Source organism: Streptomyces sp. NPDC057271, assembly GCF_042668715.1.
Classification (GTDB): domain Bacteria; phylum Actinomycetota; class Actinomycetes; order Streptomycetales; family Streptomycetaceae; genus Streptomyces.
Map to the genome: position 1 here is coordinate 39,554 of NZ_JBHUYJ010000052.1, position 15,861 is coordinate 55,414.

17 protein-coding genes are annotated in these 15,861 nt (G+C 72.9%); 10 read left to right on the forward strand and 7 right to left on the reverse strand.

Annotation, left to right across the window (positions count from 1 at the left end):
- Nucleotides 1-4: 4 nt before the first annotated feature.
- From ACFUJR_RS23295 to amaP, 5 genes are read left to right on the forward strand one after another with little or no spacing between them, the layout of a single operon-like run.
- Nucleotides 5-457 carry an Asp23/Gls24 family envelope stress response protein gene (locus tag ACFUJR_RS23295; protein ID WP_383173717.1) on the forward strand — a complete coding sequence of 151 codons (453 nt, stop codon included), beginning with the start codon at nucleotides 5-7 and terminating at the stop codon, nucleotides 455-457.
- 30 nt (nucleotides 458-487) lie between these two features.
- Nucleotides 488-679: a hypothetical protein gene (locus ACFUJR_RS23300; RefSeq protein ID WP_383173720.1), complete on the forward strand. Its 192-nt coding sequence runs from the start codon at nucleotides 488-490 to the stop codon at nucleotides 677-679.
- 21 nt (nucleotides 680-700) lie between these two features.
- A complete protein-coding gene (locus ACFUJR_RS23305; protein WP_383173759.1) occupies nucleotides 701-1,036 on the forward strand; it encodes an Asp23/Gls24 family envelope stress response protein in 336 nt (111 codons plus the stop codon).
- Complete coding sequence (locus ACFUJR_RS23310; protein WP_383173723.1) at nucleotides 1,033-1,647, forward strand: DUF6286 domain-containing protein; 615 nt, start codon at nucleotides 1,033-1,035, stop codon at nucleotides 1,645-1,647. The genes ACFUJR_RS23305 and ACFUJR_RS23310 overlap by 4 nt, the downstream gene beginning before the upstream one ends.
- 13 nt (nucleotides 1,648-1,660) lie before the next feature.
- Nucleotides 1,661-2,239 carry an alkaline shock response membrane anchor protein AmaP gene (gene amaP, locus ACFUJR_RS23315; RefSeq protein WP_383173762.1) on the forward strand — a complete coding sequence of 193 codons (579 nt, stop codon included), beginning with the start codon at nucleotides 1,661-1,663 and terminating at the stop codon, nucleotides 2,237-2,239.
- Nucleotides 2,240-2,408: 169 nt separating this feature from the next.
- On the opposite strand, the gene ACFUJR_RS23320 is transcribed toward amaP, so the two are convergent.
- From ACFUJR_RS23320 to ACFUJR_RS23350, 7 genes are all read right to left on the reverse strand, one after another.
- Nucleotides 2,409-3,164, reverse strand: coding sequence for an SDR family NAD(P)-dependent oxidoreductase (locus tag ACFUJR_RS23320; protein WP_383173726.1), 756 nt, complete (start codon nucleotides 3,162-3,164; stop codon nucleotides 2,409-2,411).
- A 4-nt stretch (nucleotides 3,165-3,168) separates the two neighbouring features.
- Nucleotides 3,169-4,953, reverse strand: coding sequence for a glycoside hydrolase family 15 protein (locus tag ACFUJR_RS23325; RefSeq protein WP_383173729.1), 1,785 nt, complete (start codon nucleotides 4,951-4,953; stop codon nucleotides 3,169-3,171).
- A 34-nt stretch (nucleotides 4,954-4,987) separates the two neighbouring features.
- Nucleotides 4,988-5,806 carry an SURF1 family protein gene (locus ACFUJR_RS23330; protein WP_383173731.1) on the reverse strand — a complete coding sequence of 273 codons (819 nt, stop codon included), beginning with the start codon at nucleotides 5,804-5,806 and terminating at the stop codon, nucleotides 4,988-4,990.
- A 140-nt stretch (nucleotides 5,807-5,946) separates the two neighbouring features.
- Nucleotides 5,947-6,180, reverse strand: a complete 234-nt coding sequence (locus ACFUJR_RS23335; protein ID WP_355111499.1) for a hypothetical protein — start codon at nucleotides 6,178-6,180, stop codon at nucleotides 5,947-5,949.
- Between the two features lie 54 nt (nucleotides 6,181-6,234).
- A complete protein-coding gene (locus tag ACFUJR_RS23340) occupies nucleotides 6,235-7,209 on the reverse strand; it encodes a DEDDh family exonuclease (RefSeq protein WP_383173735.1) in 975 nt (324 codons plus the stop codon).
- A gap of 132 nt (nucleotides 7,210-7,341) precedes the next feature.
- Nucleotides 7,342-9,939, reverse strand: coding sequence for an MXAN_6230/SCO0854 family RING domain-containing protein (locus tag ACFUJR_RS23345; RefSeq protein ID WP_383173738.1), 2,598 nt, complete (start codon nucleotides 9,937-9,939; stop codon nucleotides 7,342-7,344).
- A 153-nt stretch (nucleotides 9,940-10,092) separates the two neighbouring features.
- Nucleotides 10,093-10,731, reverse strand: a complete 639-nt coding sequence (locus ACFUJR_RS23350; protein WP_383173741.1) for a TetR/AcrR family transcriptional regulator — start codon at nucleotides 10,729-10,731, stop codon at nucleotides 10,093-10,095.
- A 96-nt stretch (nucleotides 10,732-10,827) separates the two neighbouring features.
- Here ACFUJR_RS23350 and ACFUJR_RS23355 point away from each other — a divergent pair, with 96 nt between their 5' ends.
- The 5 genes from ACFUJR_RS23355 to ACFUJR_RS23375 are packed head-to-tail and all read left to right on the forward strand — an operon-like array spanning nucleotide 10,828 to nucleotide 15,763.
- Nucleotides 10,828-11,625, forward strand: coding sequence for an acetoacetate decarboxylase family protein (locus ACFUJR_RS23355; protein WP_383173744.1), 798 nt, complete (start codon nucleotides 10,828-10,830; stop codon nucleotides 11,623-11,625).
- Complete coding sequence (locus ACFUJR_RS23360; RefSeq protein WP_383173747.1) at nucleotides 11,625-12,509, forward strand: SDR family NAD(P)-dependent oxidoreductase; 885 nt, start codon at nucleotides 11,625-11,627, stop codon at nucleotides 12,507-12,509. The genes ACFUJR_RS23355 and ACFUJR_RS23360 overlap by 1 nt, the downstream gene beginning before the upstream one ends.
- Nucleotides 12,510-12,521: 12 nt before the next feature.
- Entirely contained in the window at nucleotides 12,522-13,802 is a 1,281-nt protein-coding gene (locus ACFUJR_RS23365; protein ID WP_383173750.1) for an amidohydrolase family protein, read from the forward strand.
- Nucleotides 13,802-15,025: an amidohydrolase family protein gene (locus ACFUJR_RS23370; protein ID WP_383173753.1), complete on the forward strand. Its 1,224-nt coding sequence runs from the start codon at nucleotides 13,802-13,804 to the stop codon at nucleotides 15,023-15,025. Before ACFUJR_RS23365 ends, ACFUJR_RS23370 begins: the two co-directional genes overlap by 1 nt.
- A gap of 24 nt (nucleotides 15,026-15,049) precedes the next feature.
- Nucleotides 15,050-15,763, forward strand: a complete 714-nt coding sequence (locus ACFUJR_RS23375) for a VIT family protein (RefSeq protein WP_383173756.1) — start codon at nucleotides 15,050-15,052, stop codon at nucleotides 15,761-15,763.
- Nucleotides 15,764-15,861: the final 98 nt, after the last annotated feature.

Sequence of the window (15,861 nt, forward strand, 5' to 3'; positions counted from 1 at the left end):
GGTCATGAATGACCCCGCACACCCCAGAGAACCGTCCGTGACCAAGCGTGGAGGTGGCGATCCCGCCACCCGTGGCCGGACCACCATCGCCGACGGCGTCGTCGAGAAGATCGCCGGTCTGGCAGCACGTGAGGTCGACGGCGTCCACGCCATGGGCAGCGGGTTCTCCCGCACCATCGGCGCGGTCCGCGACAAGGTGCCGGGCGGAGGAGGAACCAAGGCGGGCGCCACCCGCGGTGTGAAGGCCGAGGTCGGCGAGGTGCAGACCGCGCTCGACCTGGAGATCGTCGTCGAGTACGGCGCCTCCATCGCCGACGTGGCCGGGTCGGTACGCGAGAACGTCATCTCGGAAGTGGAGCGGATGACCGGCCTGGAAGTCGTCGAGGTCAACATCGCGGTCAGCGACGTGAAGCTGCCCGAGGACGAGGAAGAAGAGCCGGAGTCGCGGCTCCAGTAGCCGACGGCGGTGCGACCGAAAGGGCTCGGCATGAGCATGGCGGTGGTCGGCCTGATGGCCGGAATGGCCCTCGGATTCGCCGGATACTTCGGCGGCTTCGGGGCGTTCGTGCTGATCGCGGCGTTGGGCGCGATCGGCTTCGTCGTCGGGCGGTTCCTGGAGGGGGACCTCGAACCCGGCGACTTCTTCCGAAGCCGCGAGCGCGGCGACCGGTTGCGGTGACCGGAGGTGACAGCCGACAGCATGGGCCGGGCCGGCCGCGGGGCGACCACGATCGCCGACCGGGTCGTCGCGAAGATCGCCGCACGGGCGGCGCGGGAAGCGCTCGGCGTGCTGCCGCAGGGCGGCTCCGCGCCCCTTGCCTCGGTCGTCGTGCAGCGTGACGCGGCACGCGTCTCGATCAACCTGGAACTGGGCTACCCCTCCGACCTCCGCGGACAGTGCCTGGCGGTCCGCAGCCGGGTGATCCACCGGGTGCGGGAACTGGCGGGGCTGGAGGTCCCCGAAGTGGCCGTCCACGTCGAACGCCTGCACTCCCCGCGCACAGCACGCGAGTCGGGCGGGCGGAAGCTGCGATGACCACGGACACGGGCACCCGCCCCGACCCCGCGCCCGCACCGGAGGACTCTCCGGAGGAACCCGCGCCCCGCGCCCGCCGCTTCTGGGCGGTGCGGCGGATCCCGGCGGTGCTGGTCGCCCTGATCCTCCTCGGCGGCACCGGCCTGCTGCTCTACGACGTGGCAGCCGTACGGGCCGGCCGCTCGGCCATGGACTGGCGTCGCGAACTCGGCGACGACCTGGCGACCCGGCCCCTCGACGACGTCCTGGTGCTGATCGGCGCGGGCCTCGCGGTACTGATCGGGGTCTGGCTCCTGATCCTGGCGGCCACCCCCGGACTGCGGGCGGTCCTCCCGATGCGGCGTGACCACGCCGACGTACGGGCCGGACTCGACCGTGACGCGGCGGCCCTGATCCTGCGGGACCGGGCGATGGAGGTCTCGGGCGTGCAGTCGGTACGGGTGAAGGTGAAGCGCAAGAAGGTGGCGGTGCGGGCGGTCTCGCACTTCCGCGAACTCGACGAGGTGCGCTCCGACGTGGAGAGCGTTTTGGGGACCGGCATCGACGAACTCGGCCTCGCCCGGCCACCGGCGCTGAACGTACGGGTGGGCCGCCCGCTGAAGAAGAGGTGAGGGAGTGCCTGTCATTCTCCGGCGCGTGAACCGTGTGGTGCTCGGACTCGTAGGCCTGGTGCTCGTCGTCCTCGGCGGCGCGGTGCTCGCGGCCGGCTTCGATCTGCCGGTGCCCTCGTGGTGGCCGTGGTCCGGCCCCTCCGACGTCCTGCTGAGCCGGGCCGACCGGACGCGGTGGCGCGACGAGGGCTGGTGGTGGCCGGTCGTGATCGCCGCCCTTGGCGTGATCGTGCTCCTGGCCCTGTGGTGGCTGCTCGCCCAGCTCCGGCGGGCCCGGCTCGCGGAGATCCTCATCGACACGGGTGACGGCGAGGCGGCGACTGTACGGTGCCGGTCCCTGGAGACCGTCCTCGAAGCGGACGCGAAGGCGCAGGCGGGGGTCGCCCGGGCCCGTATCTCCCTGACGGGTCGCCGCGCGGCCCCGCACGCGCGCGTGGCGCTGCGCCTGGAGCCGTACGCCTCCCCGACCGGCGCGCTGAACACCCTCACCGCCGAGGCCCTGGACCACGCCCGCACCTCGACCGGCCTGAGCACCCTCCCGACGGAGGCTCGCCTCCGCGCGGTCAAGCACCGCGCGCGGCGGGTGACCTGACGCGCCATCGCGCACCGGGCGCGGCCCCGCCCCCGAGGCGCCGGTCGGAACCCGTGCCTGGTGCGGGCGGTCGGAACCCGCGCCCGGGCAGCCGTCGGAAGCCGCGCCCAGGGCAGCCCGTTGGAACCCGTGCCCGGGCCCCGGTCAGAACCCGTGCCCGGCGCTCCGGTCAGAAGCCGTGCCGGGACCCGCCGTCCACCGACATCATCACGCCCGTCACATAGGACGCCGCGGGCGAGAGCAGGAACGCCGCCGTGCGGCCGAACTCCGCCGGGGTGCCGTAGCGACGCAGCGGGATGCGGGACTCGCTCGCCGCGCGCGACGCCTCCGCGTCGCCCGAGAGAGCGTCGAGCTGACGCACCCGGTCCGTGTCGATCCGGCCGGGGAGTACGCCCACCACCCGGATGCCCCGTGGCCCCAGGTCCGCCGCCAGGGACTTGGCGAACCCGGCGAGACCCGGGCGCAGCCCGTTGGAGATCGTCAGGCCCGGGATCGGCTCGTGGACCGAGCCGGAGAGCACGAAGCCGATGACCCCGCCCTCGGTCAGCTCGTCCGCCGCCGCCCTGGCCATCCGTACCGCCCCGAGGAAGACGGTGTCGAACGCCGACGCCCACTGCTCGTCGGTGTTGTCCGCGCCGAAGCCGGGGGCGGGGCCGCCGACGCTGACGAGGATGCCGTCGAAGCGCCCGAAGCGGGACCGCGCCTCCGCGATCAGCCGGGCCGGCGCTCCGGCGTCGGCGTTGTCGACGGCGAGACCGGCCGCGTCGGGACCCAGCTCCGCGACCGCCTCGGCGACCGACTTCTCCTCGCGTCCGGTGACCAGCACCTTCGCGCCCTCGGCGAGCAGCGCCTCGGCCGAGGCACGGCCGAGCCCCCGCGTCGCACCGGTCACCACGTACACCCGGTCCTTCAGCCCAAGATCCATGGACCTATCCTGCCGGGTCCTCCCAGGGCAGCGCGAGGGCGGTTCCCACCAGACCGATGTGGCTGAACGCCTGCGGGAAGTTGCCCAGCTGGCGCCGCGCGACCGGGTCGTACTCCTCCGCGAGCAGCCCCACGTCGTTGCGGAGCGCCACGAGGCGTTCGAAGAGCTCCCGCGCTTCGTGCTCCCGCCCGGTCATCCGCAGCGCGTCCGCCATCCAGAAGGAGCAGACCAGAAACGTTCCCTCCCCGCCGGGGAGGCCGTCGACGGAGACACCCGCGGTGCTGTAGCGGCGGACGAAGCCGCCATGTGTCAGCTCCTCGCGCACCGCGTCCACCGTCCCCACCACCCGGGGATCGTCCGACGGCAGGAACCCGACCCGCGGGATCAGCAGCGTCGCCGCGTCCAGTTCCCGCGAACCGTACGACTGGGTGAACGTGTTGCGCTCGGGGTCGTACCCCTTGGCGCACACGTCGGCGTGGATCTCGTCCCGCAAAGCCCGCCAGCGCGCCGGGTCCCCGCGCAGCGACGGGTCGTCCTCCAGAGTGCGCACCGCCCGGTCGGCGGCGACCCAGGCCAGCACCTTCGAGTGCACGAAGTGGCGGCGGGGCCCGCGTACCTCCCACAGCCCCTCGTCCGGGTCCCGCCACGTCGACTCCAGGAAGCCGAGCAGGCTCAGCTGCAGGTTCCAGGCGTGCCGCACAGGCGGAATGCCTGCCGCCCGCGCCATGCTCAGCGAGTCCATCACCTCGCCGTACACATCGAGCTGGAACTGGTCCACGGCCGCGTTCCCGATCCGTACCGGCGCCGAGTCCGCGTAGCCGCTCAGCCAGGGCAGCGTCATCTCGGGCAGCCGCCGCTCGCCGCCCGGACCGTACATGATCTGCAGATCCGCCGGATCGCCGGCCACCGCCCGCAGCAGCCAGTCGCGCCAGGCCGCCGCCTCGTCGACATAGCCGGCCGACAGCAGCGCGCCGAGCGTCAGGGTCGAGTCGCGCAGCCAGCAGGAGCGGTAGTCCCAGTTCCGTACGCCTCCCAGCTCCTCCGGAAGCGAGGTGGTGGGCGCGGCGACGATGCCGCCCGTCGGCGCGTAGGTGAGCGCCTTGAGCGTGATCAGCGAGCGCATCACCGCCTCGCGGTAGGGCCCCCGGTACACGCAGCGCGCCGACCAGTCGCGCCAGTCCCGCAGGCAGTCCTCCAACGCGCCGAAGGGCTCGATCAGCTCCGGGCGCGGCTCGTGCGAGGGGTGCCAGGTGAGTACGAACGCGACCTTCTCACCCGCGTCGACCGTGAACGACGAACAGGTCGAGAACTGCTGGCCCCAGGTCTTCACGGGCGGCTCGCTGCGCAGCCAGACCGAGTCGGGGCCGGCGACGGCCACATGGTGGCCGTCGCTGCGCCTCATCCACGGCACGACCGAGCCGTAGTCGAAGCGCAGCCGCAGCACCGCGCTCATCTCGACGGTGCCGCTGACGCCCTCCACGATGCGCATGACATCGGGTGCAGTGTCGCGCTGCGGCATGAAGTCGACGACCTTCACGGTGCCGGTGCGCGTCTCCCAGTACGTCTCCAGGACCAGTGAGTCGCCGGCGTAGCCCCGCGTGGTGCAGGTCGTGGCGCCCTTGGGGGCGATCCGCCAGTGGCCGTTGTCCTCGTCGCCGAGGAGCGCGGCGAAGCACGCGGCCGAGTCGAAGCGCGGCAGACAGAGCCAGTCGATCGACCCGTCGCGTCCGACGAGCGCGGCGGTCTGCAGATCGCCGATGAGGGCGTAGTCGTCGATACGTTGCGTCACGCTGTGGCGTGTTCCCGTCTGGGGCGACGGTCAATCAGAGGGACGGTGTGGCCTGCACCGCGGCCGGAGCCGGCTCGGGGGTGTCCGCGCCGCCCTCGGTGCGGGCAGCGGACACCCGGTCGCGCTTCTCGCGGCGGACCAGGACCACCCACCCGACGGGTACACCGGCGGCGAAGAGCCACCACTGCACGGCGTACGCCATGTGCGCGCCGATCGAGTCGTGGTCGGGCTCGGGGATCAGTTCGGGGGTGTTCCCGGCCGGTTCGGGCGCGGTCTGCTCGACATAGCCGCCGAGCACCGTACGGCCGGTGAGCTCGGCCTGCTGTGCGCTGTTGATCAGCATCACCTGACGGTCCGGCAGCCCGCGCAGGTCCTTGATCCCACTGGCGCCGGTCGTCTCGTCGGCCTTGAGCCGGCCGGTCACGGTCACCTCGCCCCTGGGGGCCGGCGGGACCGGGGGGTACGCCTTCTGGTCGGCCGAGGCGGGGACCCAGCCGCGGTTGACGAGCACGACCCGGCCGTCGGCGAGCGCCAGCGGCGTCAGGACGAGGAAGCCGACCTGGTCGTCGGCGTTGGTGCGGCGGCGGACGACGACCTCTTGCGTGGTGTCGAAGGTGCCGGTGGCCGTGACCCGGCGCCAGTAGTCCGCGCGCGGCACGGTGTGGCCGGGGGAGGTCAGCTTCTCGACGGGGAGCGGCGCCGCCTTCAGGTTCTCCGCGATCAGGGCGTTCTGCGCGACCCGGCGTTCGTGCCGGTGGAACTGCCAGAAGCCCAGCTCGATCATCGTCGGGACGAGGACGAGGGCCACGAGGGTGAGGATCACCCACTGCCGGGACAACAGGAAGCGGTACACCCCATGACCGTACAACTGTGGTCATGGGGTGCACGCACGGGGGTTCCGGTCGCCGGGGAGCGGCCGGGGCCGAAGGGGCGGACGGGGCCGAAGGGGTCGCCGGGGCCGCCCGTACGGCCGGGCCGCCCGTACGGCCGGGCTCAGACGTGGTCGACGATCCCCGCCTTTCCCTCCGCCCGGGCGCAGTGCCCGCCGCAGTACCAGCTGCCCTCGACCTCGACACCCTGGCCGATGATCTGGACCTTGCAGTGCTCACAGATGGGCGCCATGCGGTGAATGGCGCAGGAGAAGCAGTCGAAGACGTGCACCGCGCCCTGCGCGTGCACCTCGAAGGACATGCCGTAATCGTTTCCGCAGACCTCACAACGTGCCATGCGCCACAGGGTGCGACGTGAGCCGGGCGAGGCGCGGGCGGCACGCCCGGCGCGTCACCCGTCTGCCGGGGCCACGTCGCGCAGCAGCTGGGTGAAGGCGGCCTCGTCGACGATCGGGGTGCCGAAGGACTTCGCCTTCACCGTCTTGGAGGTGGCCGAGTCCGAATCGTTCGTCACCAGCAGACTCGTCAGCCGGGAGACGCTCGTGGCGACATGGAGTCCCGCTTCGACGGCACGGTCCTCGAGCAGCTCGCGGTCGATGGACGTGTCGCCCGAGAACGCCACGCGCATGCCCTGCTTGAGCGGTTTGTCTGCTTCGTAACGTCCGGGGTTCGGGTGCGGGCACGGTGGACGTTTCCGCGACGGGCGCCAGCCGTTCGCGTGATACGAGGCCTGGTGGCCGATCCGGGCCGGGGCGGGCGTGGACACCCACTCCGTCAGCGGCCGGCACTCCAGGAGCGGCAGCCGTACGTTCCGCTCGGCCGCCGCGTGCAGGCTCGGCCGGAACGCCTCGGCCAGCACCCGCGCGTCGTCCAGCGCGTTGTGCGCCTGCTGCTGGACCACACCGAAGTGCGCGGCCAGCGACTCCAGCTTGTGGTTCGGCAGCGGCAACGACAGCTCCTTGGCCAGGGCGATCGTGCACAGCCGCTGACGCACGGGCGCGGTGCGCTCCGCCCGCGCGTACTCCCGGGAGATCATCGACCAGTCGAAGAGGGCGTTGTGCGCCACCAGGACCCGGCCGTCGAGCCGCTCGGAGAACTCGGTGGCGATCTCCGGGAAGAGCGGCGCGTCCTTCAGCACGTCACGGGTGAGCCCGTGGATCCAGACCGGCCCGGGGTCCCGCTCCGGATTCACCAGCGTGTACCAGTGGTCCTCGACCTCGCCCTGGGCGTCCAGCCGGTAGACGGCAGCGGACACTATCCGGTCGTCGCGGGCGAGTCCGGTGGTCTCCACGTCGACGACCGCGTAACCCTGTGGGTAGGCGGCCGGCCACGTTGCTGCTGTCGTACGGTCGTCGAGCATGGTCACTGAGAATACGGGCCCCTGCTGACACCCCCGCCCCCCGGTGCCCCGCCGGCGACGGGAACCGGCCAACCGCTCGGCGCGCGGCGGCCATGACGCCCGCCCCGCGGCGCAGTTCACGGGAGTCGCCGCGCGGGCTCAGCCGAGACAGGCCACGAGGTCACCGGCGGCGGCCTGTTCGAGACCGCAGCCGTCCACCGGTCCCGGCAGCAGACGGTAGACCGTCCCGGTCGCGCGCTCCGGCACGACATCGCCGTCGAGGAGGGCGAGGAAGGCGTTCCGGCCGCTCGCGCCAGCGGCCGCCACGGCCCGTCCGTCCTCGGCCGTACGACACCGGTCGGGTGCTCCGGCCGTACGGATCCGGTCCGCGAACGACTCCACCGGCTCCTCGCTCCCGCGCCGGTACTCCCACACCTCGTCCGGGCCCTCGTGCGCCCGTCGCAGAACGGTCACCGCGTCGGTCCTGGCGGCGGCGTGCCAGACCGCCAGATCCCACAGCGTCGTCCGCCCCGCCGTGAAGTACCGGTACAGGTCCTTGCCGACCCGGCCCAGGTCCGCGCTGTGCGACCCCACGCTCTGGAACCCCTCGGACGGCGGCAGATGCAGATCCGTCCAGAGGAAGGTGCGGTGCTCCAGGTCCACCAGCATCGGCACATGGACCTGGGAGTCGCCCACGAGGTCGTAGCGCTGACGCACGGCCCTCGGGTCGTACGACGCGTCCCTGCCCTCCCTGGAAGGGAGGCTCATGAACCCGGCGAACGCGTCGAGGAGCTGCTCGAACGGCACGTTGTTGTAGCTGAGGACGATCGGCATCGCGAACCGCACACCGGCCTCCGCGAGCGCCGCGAGGTCCAGATCGGCGTACTCGGTCGCGCCCTTGGGCGCGGGCGCGGAGGTCAGATCGCCGGAATGGACGACGGCCCGCCTGCCGTAGACGAGGTTGGTGTAGTCGCACAGCCCGACGTACGACCAGTCCGCGGCGTACAGGGCGACCGACAGATCCAGGTCGACCCGGGTCTTCGTCGGCTGGGTCCAGTGCAGGAACATGCGCAGGACCTCGCCCCGGGGGAGCGGCTGCGTCGAGCCCCGCGGGACCGACACGAGGGCCTTGGCCGCGGCGCCCTCCGCGGACGGCACGGCGAGCCCCGCGAGCGAGGAGTCCAGGACGGCTGCGTCGAACCGGGGCGCGGCGCCGAGTCTGCGCAGCACCTCGCTCTCCAGCAGTCGGCAGACCTCCTCGGTGAGCGCGGCCGGCAGGGGTGCGCGCCGGTCGTCCGCGGTGAACGCGTGCGTGACCCGGCCGCGCGGGAAGAAGACCCGCCGGTCGCCCGCCAGATGGCGGATCCGCAGCCGGCCGAGCGCCGCGAGGAGCGGTCCCGGGCCCGCGCCGGGCAGGGCGCGGCGCAGCGTCTCGGCCACGTGTGCGTGGAGGGTGCCGGAGCCGTACAGCCTCAGCAGATGGTCGAGGCGTCGCACCAGCTCGCCGGGGCGCCGCGCGAGCAGCGGAAGAGCGGTCTCCGGGTCGCCCCCGGCCAGGGCGGTCTCGACGCGCCCCGACCAGGTGTGCGGTTTGAGCCGGCCGCTGTCGACCCGTACCGCGTCGGGGTGTTCGGCGGCGGTGCGCAGCAGCGCCTCGCCGTGCGAGACGGCCGTCGTGTCGGTCGCGCGCAGCACCGCGAACGCCATCGCCGCCCGGGGGTGGCGGTCGTGCCGCTCGAAGGGGTGGAGGGTCTCGGCGGCCTTCTTCCACAGGCCCGGGTGACGCGACAGATCCTCCACCAGCGAGGCCACGTCGAGGCCGTCCAGGACGGCGAGGAGCCGGCGGCGCAGCGCGCGCGGCAGCGAGCGGAAGCGCCGGGGCGCCAGCAGGTCCGCCTCGCCGCCCGACCGGACGACGAGCAGCCGGAGGACGTCGGTCGCCGTGGTCAGCCGCACGTCCAGCTCGGGCAGTACGGCGTCGCGGGTGGCCGGGTCGAGCAGCAGCGTGCCCAGGAGCAGAGCCTTGGTCTCGCGTACCGGAATCTCGTCGGGCAGCCAGTCGAGCGTCGTGGGCGCGCCGGTGAGCAGCACCTTCAGGTCGTCGCGGTCGGCCGGCGAGAGGGGTGTGCGCCGGGCGAGCAGCGTGAGCAGGGCCTTCGCCGCGTCCGCCGAGCGGTTCCGGCCGAGCGCGAGCAGCCGGAGCGGCCCGGCGGAGGACTCCTCGCCCTCCCGGTCGGCGGGAACGGTCGCGGTCTTCGGCTTCAGGAACGGGTCCGCGGGGTCGATCCGGCGATGGCAGATCGGGCAGCCGTCGTACTCGGCCCCGCTCCAGCAGTGACGGCACACGAGGTGGGCGCAGGGCGAGACCGCGTGGACGGTTCCGGCGGTGCCGCACAGGACGCAGGGCTGGGTCGGCCACTGAAGCAGCAGGGTGAAGACCCGGTCGACGTAGAGCGTGAAGGTGTCGTCGGGGACGCCCGCCGGAAAGGACCGGAAGAGCGGCATGTGCGGGCGGTCGACCCCCGACTCCGCGTCCAGACGCCGGAGCAACTGCTTGCCCGCGTCGGCGAGTCCGGCGGGACCGAGCCAGGCGAGCGCCTCGCGCAGTTCGGCGGTGGGGGCGAAGCCCCGGTCCAGAAGCTCGGCCTCCAGAGCGGTGAGGCCTTCGGCGGTGGACGGGTCGCCGGGGCGGGGCCCGGCCTGATCGACGTAGACCGTACGGAGACGGCGGAGCAGGACGGACGACACCACAGACAAAAAGGGATCTCCAGGAGGGAGGGGAAGAGTGAGGCGGGGGACGGAGAGTGAGCGCGCTACGGATGCCGTAGAAAGAGTGAGAAGGAAGCACGCTTGCGGAGCCGTCCCCGCGTGAAGAAGCCTAGGACGCCCCCGCGCGCGCGTGCCACCGAATTAACCGGGCGTCCCGCCCCGCGGTCTCAACAGGCCGTCCACCAGGGCTCGTACGGAGGTGGTGAAGAGGCGCTCCGGGTCGATCGGGCGGGCCAGGGCGCGGGTGAGCGCGGGGTCGGCCGGGTCGGTCGTCTCCGTCTCCCAGAGCTCCTCCTCGGCGGGGGACTGGACCGGCGCCCGCTCGCGGTTGCGTTCCACGAGGACGTAGCCCACGACCTGGACCTGCACCGCCCGGACCACCTCCGCCGCCCGCGCGCCGCGCAGGCCCGCAGCGTGCACCTCGCCGGCCAGGGCGCGCTGCGCGGGCAGGAACATCCGCTCCGTCAGGCCCCGTTCGTGGACCATCGCCACCAGATGCGGGCGCGCGCGCAGTTCGCGGCGCAGCGAGCGGGCCACCGAGACGATCCGGTCGGCGGGGGTGCGCCCACGCGGGGTGATCGCGGCGAGATCGGCGACCGTCCGCTCGACGAGCGCGTCGAGCAGCGACTCGCGGTTGCCGACGTGCCAGTAGATCGAGGTGACCGCGGTGCCCAGTTCGGCGGCGAGCTTACGCATGGTCAGGGCGTCCGGGCCGTGCTGCCGCACCAGAGCGGCGGCGGCCCTGAGGACCTCCTCGCGGGTGAGTGCGGTGCGCGCCATCGTCCCCCCAATTCCGTTGCGTGCACGCCTATTTACCCTTCATCGCCGCCGGTGTAACTGTGTTACAGGCCGACGGTCCCTGAAGGGTGGTACGTCATGGCACGAGTACGGTACGGGGCGCGCACCGACGCCGAGATCACGGCGGCCCGCGCCAAGAGCAGCAGGCTTCCCGACATCTGGTCCACCGGAGTGGTCGCCGTCTGGGAGACCGATCCGGACGTGGTCGCGGCCGTCCTGCCGCCCCCGCTGAAACCCACCGGACGGCCCCTGGTGCGGGCCAACATCTCCCAGGTCGACCTGCCCGGCCACCCCCTCGGAGCCGGCTCGGTAGCCGTCGCCGCCGCCCACGGCGACCAGGAGGGCTGGTACCCGCTCGTCATGCCGATGACCCTGGAGCGGGCCCTCATCGGCGGCCGTGAGGTCTTCGGCGAGCCGAAGAAACTCGGCGAGGTCGTCGTCGAACGCGACGGGCTCGTCGTCCGCGCCGCCCTCGGCCGGCACGGCATCGACTTCGTCGAGGTGCGCGGCGCCGTCTCCGGCCCGATGCCCCTGCCGGAGCCCGCCGAGAAGACCGACTTCTACTTCAAGTTCCTGCCGGGCGTGGACGGCACCGGCTTCGACGCCGAGCCCGTCCTCGTCCACTGCGTCCGGGCCGAGAAGGTGCGCGGGCTGGAGAGGATCACCGGCGACGTCGTGCTCCGCGAGTCCATGTACGACCCCGTCGCCGACCTCCCCGTGCGCCGGATCGTCGAGATCACCATCGGCGAGAAGACCACCGACCAGAAGGGCCGGGTCGCGGAACGGGTCAGCGCCGAAGCCCTCCTGCCGTACGTCCACCAGCGCTACGACGACCCGCAGCAGATCCTCGACGGACCGCCGGAAGGGAGCGTGTGATGGAGCTGCGTCCGGGGCAGGTCGCGGTCGTCACCGGCGCGGCGAGCGGCATCGGACTCGCGATGGCGCGCCGGTTCGCCGCCGAGGGGCTGGCCGTCGTCCTCGGCGACGTGGAGGAGGCCGCGCTCGCCGAGGCGGCCGGGGAACTGACCGAGGGCGGTGCCCAGGTCCTCGCCCGTACCGTCGACGTCAGCGACGCGGGGTCCGTACGGGCCTTCGCCGACGCGGCGTTCGACGCCTTCGGCGGGGTGCACGTCCTGTGCAACAACGCCGGGGTCGGCTCGGGCGCCGAGGGCCGCATGTGGGAGCACGAGCCCAACGACTGGAAGTGGGCCTTCTCCGTCAACGTCTGGGGCGTCTTCCACGGCGTCCAGGCCTTCGTCCCGCGCATGATCGCCGGCGGTGCGCCCGGGCACGTCGTCAACACCTCCTCCGGCGACGGCGGCATCGCCCCGCTGCCGACCGCCTCCGTCTACGCCGTCACCAAGGCGGCCGTCGTCACCATGACCGAGTCGCTGTACGCGCATCTGAAGGCCGAGAACGCGCGCGTGGGGGCGTCCGTGCTCTTCCCCGGCCCGCACATGCTGCGCACCGGGCTCTGGGAGTCGCACCGCAACCGGCCCGAGTGGTACGCCAAGGAGCGGCCGCGCAGGACGCCGTACCGCAGCCTGGACCAGTGGGAGGCGGCGATGAGGGCCGCCGGGCACGAGGTCGCCTTCACGCCCGTCGAGGAGGTCGCGGAGCACGTCGTGGACGGCATCCGCGCCGACCGGTTCTGGATGCTCCCGGCGAGCGAGCACAGCGACCGGCAGATCCGGGCGCGCGCGCAGTCGATGCTCGACCGCGCCGACCCGTCGTACCTGGAGAACTTCATTCTCGATTGAGGGGGCTTGGCCATGAGCTTTGAGGACCCGTACCTGATCATCTCCTCCGACTGCCACGCCGGTCTGCCCACCGAGCGCTACCGGCCCTATCTCGAATCCCGGTTCCACCGGCCCTTCGACGAGTTCCTCGCCGGGCGCGACGCCCGCCGTGAGGCCATGACCCGGCTCGGAGTACGCAACGAGGCCTTCGCGAACAAGTGGTTCAGCGACAACGAGGAAGGGCTGCGGGGCGGCTGGGACGCCGCGCAGCGGCTCAAGGAGCTCGACGGCGACGGCGTGGCGGCCGAGGTCGTCTTCCCCGACGCGGACGCCGTCGACAGCCAGACCGCCGCGCCCTTCGGGGTCGGCCTCGGGCTCTCCGGCGACCAGGACCCGGACCTCGGCATGGCGGGCGCGCGGGCGCACAACCGCTGGCTCGCCGAGTTCGTCGGGCAGAGCCCCCAGCGGCACTGCGGGGTGGCGCTGCTGCCCATCACGGCGGAGCCGTCGAAGGTCGTCGCCGAGATCCACCGGGCCAAGGAGTCCGGACTCGGGGCGCTGATGATCCCTTCGATGTGGGTCGACAGGGAGCCGTACCACGACAGGCGCTACGACCCGATCTGGGCCGCCGCCGCCGAGACCGGGATGCCGGTCGTCACCCACTCCGGTGCCGCGCCGCGCGAGGAGTACGGCGACCACCTCGGCATCTACGTCAGCGAGGTCACCTGGTGGCCCGCCAGGCCGCTGTGGTTCCTCCTCTGGTCCGGGGTCTTCGAGCGCCACCCCGGGCTGAGGTTCGGTGTCGCCGAGTCGGGCTGCTGGTGGCTGCCGAACCTGCTCTGGTTCATGGACCGCCTCTACCTCGGCGCGCACGGCGGCAAGAAGCTGTCCCCGTTCGCCGAGCTCAGGCGGCCGCCGAGCGAGTACCTGGACCGCCAGGTCTTCATCTGCGCCACCAACACCAAGCGGCGCGAGCTGGCACAGCGGTACGAGATCGGCGTGGACAACATCCTGTGGGGCTCGGACTTCCCGCACCCGGAGGGGACCTGGCCCCACACACGCGCGTGGCTGGGGAACACCTTCCACGACATTCCGGTGGCGGAGACGCGGCGGATGCTGGGCCTCGCCGCGGCCGAGGTCTTCGGCTTCGACGTCGAGGCGCTGGCCCCGCTCGCCCGCCGCATCGGTCCGACCCCCGCCGAGCTGGGCCAGTCGCCCGACCAGGAGGCGGTGGAGGCATCCTGGGCCCGCTCCCGCGAGGTCGGCCGCCACTGGCTGACGGACCACGACTTCCCCACCCTGGGGGTGAACTGATGGACCGGTACACCGTCATCTCGGCGGACTGCCACGCGGGCGCCGACCTCCTCGACTACAAGCCGTACCTGGAGAAGAGGCACCACGAGGCCTTCGACGCCTGGGCGGCCGGCTACGTCAACCCGTACGAGGACCTCCTCGCCGACACCGCCGACCGCAACTGGAACTCCCGGCGCAGGCTGCGCGAGCTGGAGGCGGACGGGATCGTCGCCGAGGTCGTCTTCCCCAACACCATCCCGCCGTTCTTCCCCTCCGCCTCCCTGATGGCCCCCGCGCCGAGCCGCGAGGAGTTCGAGCAGCGCTGGGCCGGGCTGCGCGCGCACAACCGCTGGCTCGCCGACTTCTGCGCGGACACCCCCGGTCGCCGGGCGGGCGTCGCGCAGATCCTCCTCAACGACGTCGACGAGGCCGTGAAGGAGATCCGCCGCACCAAGGAGGCCGGCCTGACCGGCGGCATCCTCCTCCCGGGCGCCCCGCCCGGCAGCGGGATCCCCGAGCTGTACTCGCGGACGTACGACCCGATCTGGGCGGTCTGCGCCGAGCTGGACGTCCCGGTCAACCACCACGGCGGCTCCGCATCGCCGCCGCTCGGCGACGAACCTGCGGCGCGCGCGGTGTTCATGGTGGAGACGACGTGGTTCTCGCACCGGGCGCTCTGGCACCTCGTCTTCGGCGGGGCCTTCCGCCGCCACCCGGAACTCAGACTCGTCCTCACCGAGCAGGGCTCGGGCTGGATCCCCGGGGTCGTCGAGATGCTGGACTACTACCACGCCCGCCTGGTCGCGGCGGCCTCCCGGGCGGCCACCGCCGAGTCCAGGTTCGGCGCGGGACTCGCGGAGTCCATGGGCAAGGGCCCCAGCGAGGTCTGGCGCGACAACTGCTTCGTCGGCGCGAGCTTCATGCGCCCGCACGAGGTGCCGCTGCGCGACCGGATCGGCCTCGACAAGATCATGTGGGGCAGCGACTACCCGCACGACGAGGGCACGACGCCGTACTCCCGCGAAGGCCTCCGCATCGCCTACGCGGGGCTGCCGAGGGAGGAGGTGGCGGCGATGGCCGGCGGCAACGCGGCCCGCGTGTACGGCTTCGACCTGCCGTTCCTGGACGCCCTGGCCGCCGTGCACGGCCCCACCGTCGAGGAGATCGCCGAGCCCTTGAAGGAGGTCCCGGCGGGCGCGACGAGCCCCGCCTTCGCCCCGGGCGGGTCGGTCCGCGTCTGGTGACGGACCGGATGAGACCCTCCCCGGGTGACTGACGCACCCGCCCACGACGAGGCCCACGGCGGAGGTCTCGGCACCCGTCTCAACTGGCTCCGGGCCGCCGTACTCGGAGCCGACGACGGAATCGTCTCCACCGCGGGCCTCGTCGTCGGCGTCGCTGGCGCGACCGACTCACGGGCCACGCTCCTCACCGCCGGCCTGGCCGGACTGCTGGCCGGATCGATGTCGATGGCGGTGGGGGAGTACGTCTCGGTCTCCACGCAGCGCGACGCGGAGATGGCGGCGCTGGCCGAGGAGAGACGCGAACTCCGTGAGGACCCGGAAGCCGAACTGGCCGAACTGACGGACCTCCTGTCGGCCCGCGGCCTCTCGCGGGTCGTCGCCCGCGAGGCCGCGGAACAGCTCACCGCCCGCGACGCCCTGCGCGCCCACGCGCGCGTGGAACTCGGCATCGACCCCGACGCTCTGACCAACCCCTGGCACGCGGCCGGCGCCAGCTTCCTCGCCTTCACGGCAGGCGCGCTGCTCCCCCTCCTCGCGATCGTCCTCCCGCCCGCCTCCACCCGCCTCTGGATCACGGTCCTCTCGGTCCTCACCGCCCTGGCCCTCACCGGCTGGTGGAGCGCCCGACTGGGCGCGGCCCCACCCCGCCGCGCGGTCCTGCGCACCATGGGCGGCGGGGCGCTGGCGATGGCGGTGACGTACGGGGCGGGGTCGCTGCTCGGGGCGGCGGGGGTCTAGGTCCAATGCCGGTGACTTAGGTTGTGCCTTGTCGGGTGGTGGTGATGGTGTTCGGTGCGGTTGGTGTCCGGTTGCGGTGCTCGGCCCGTTTGAGCGGC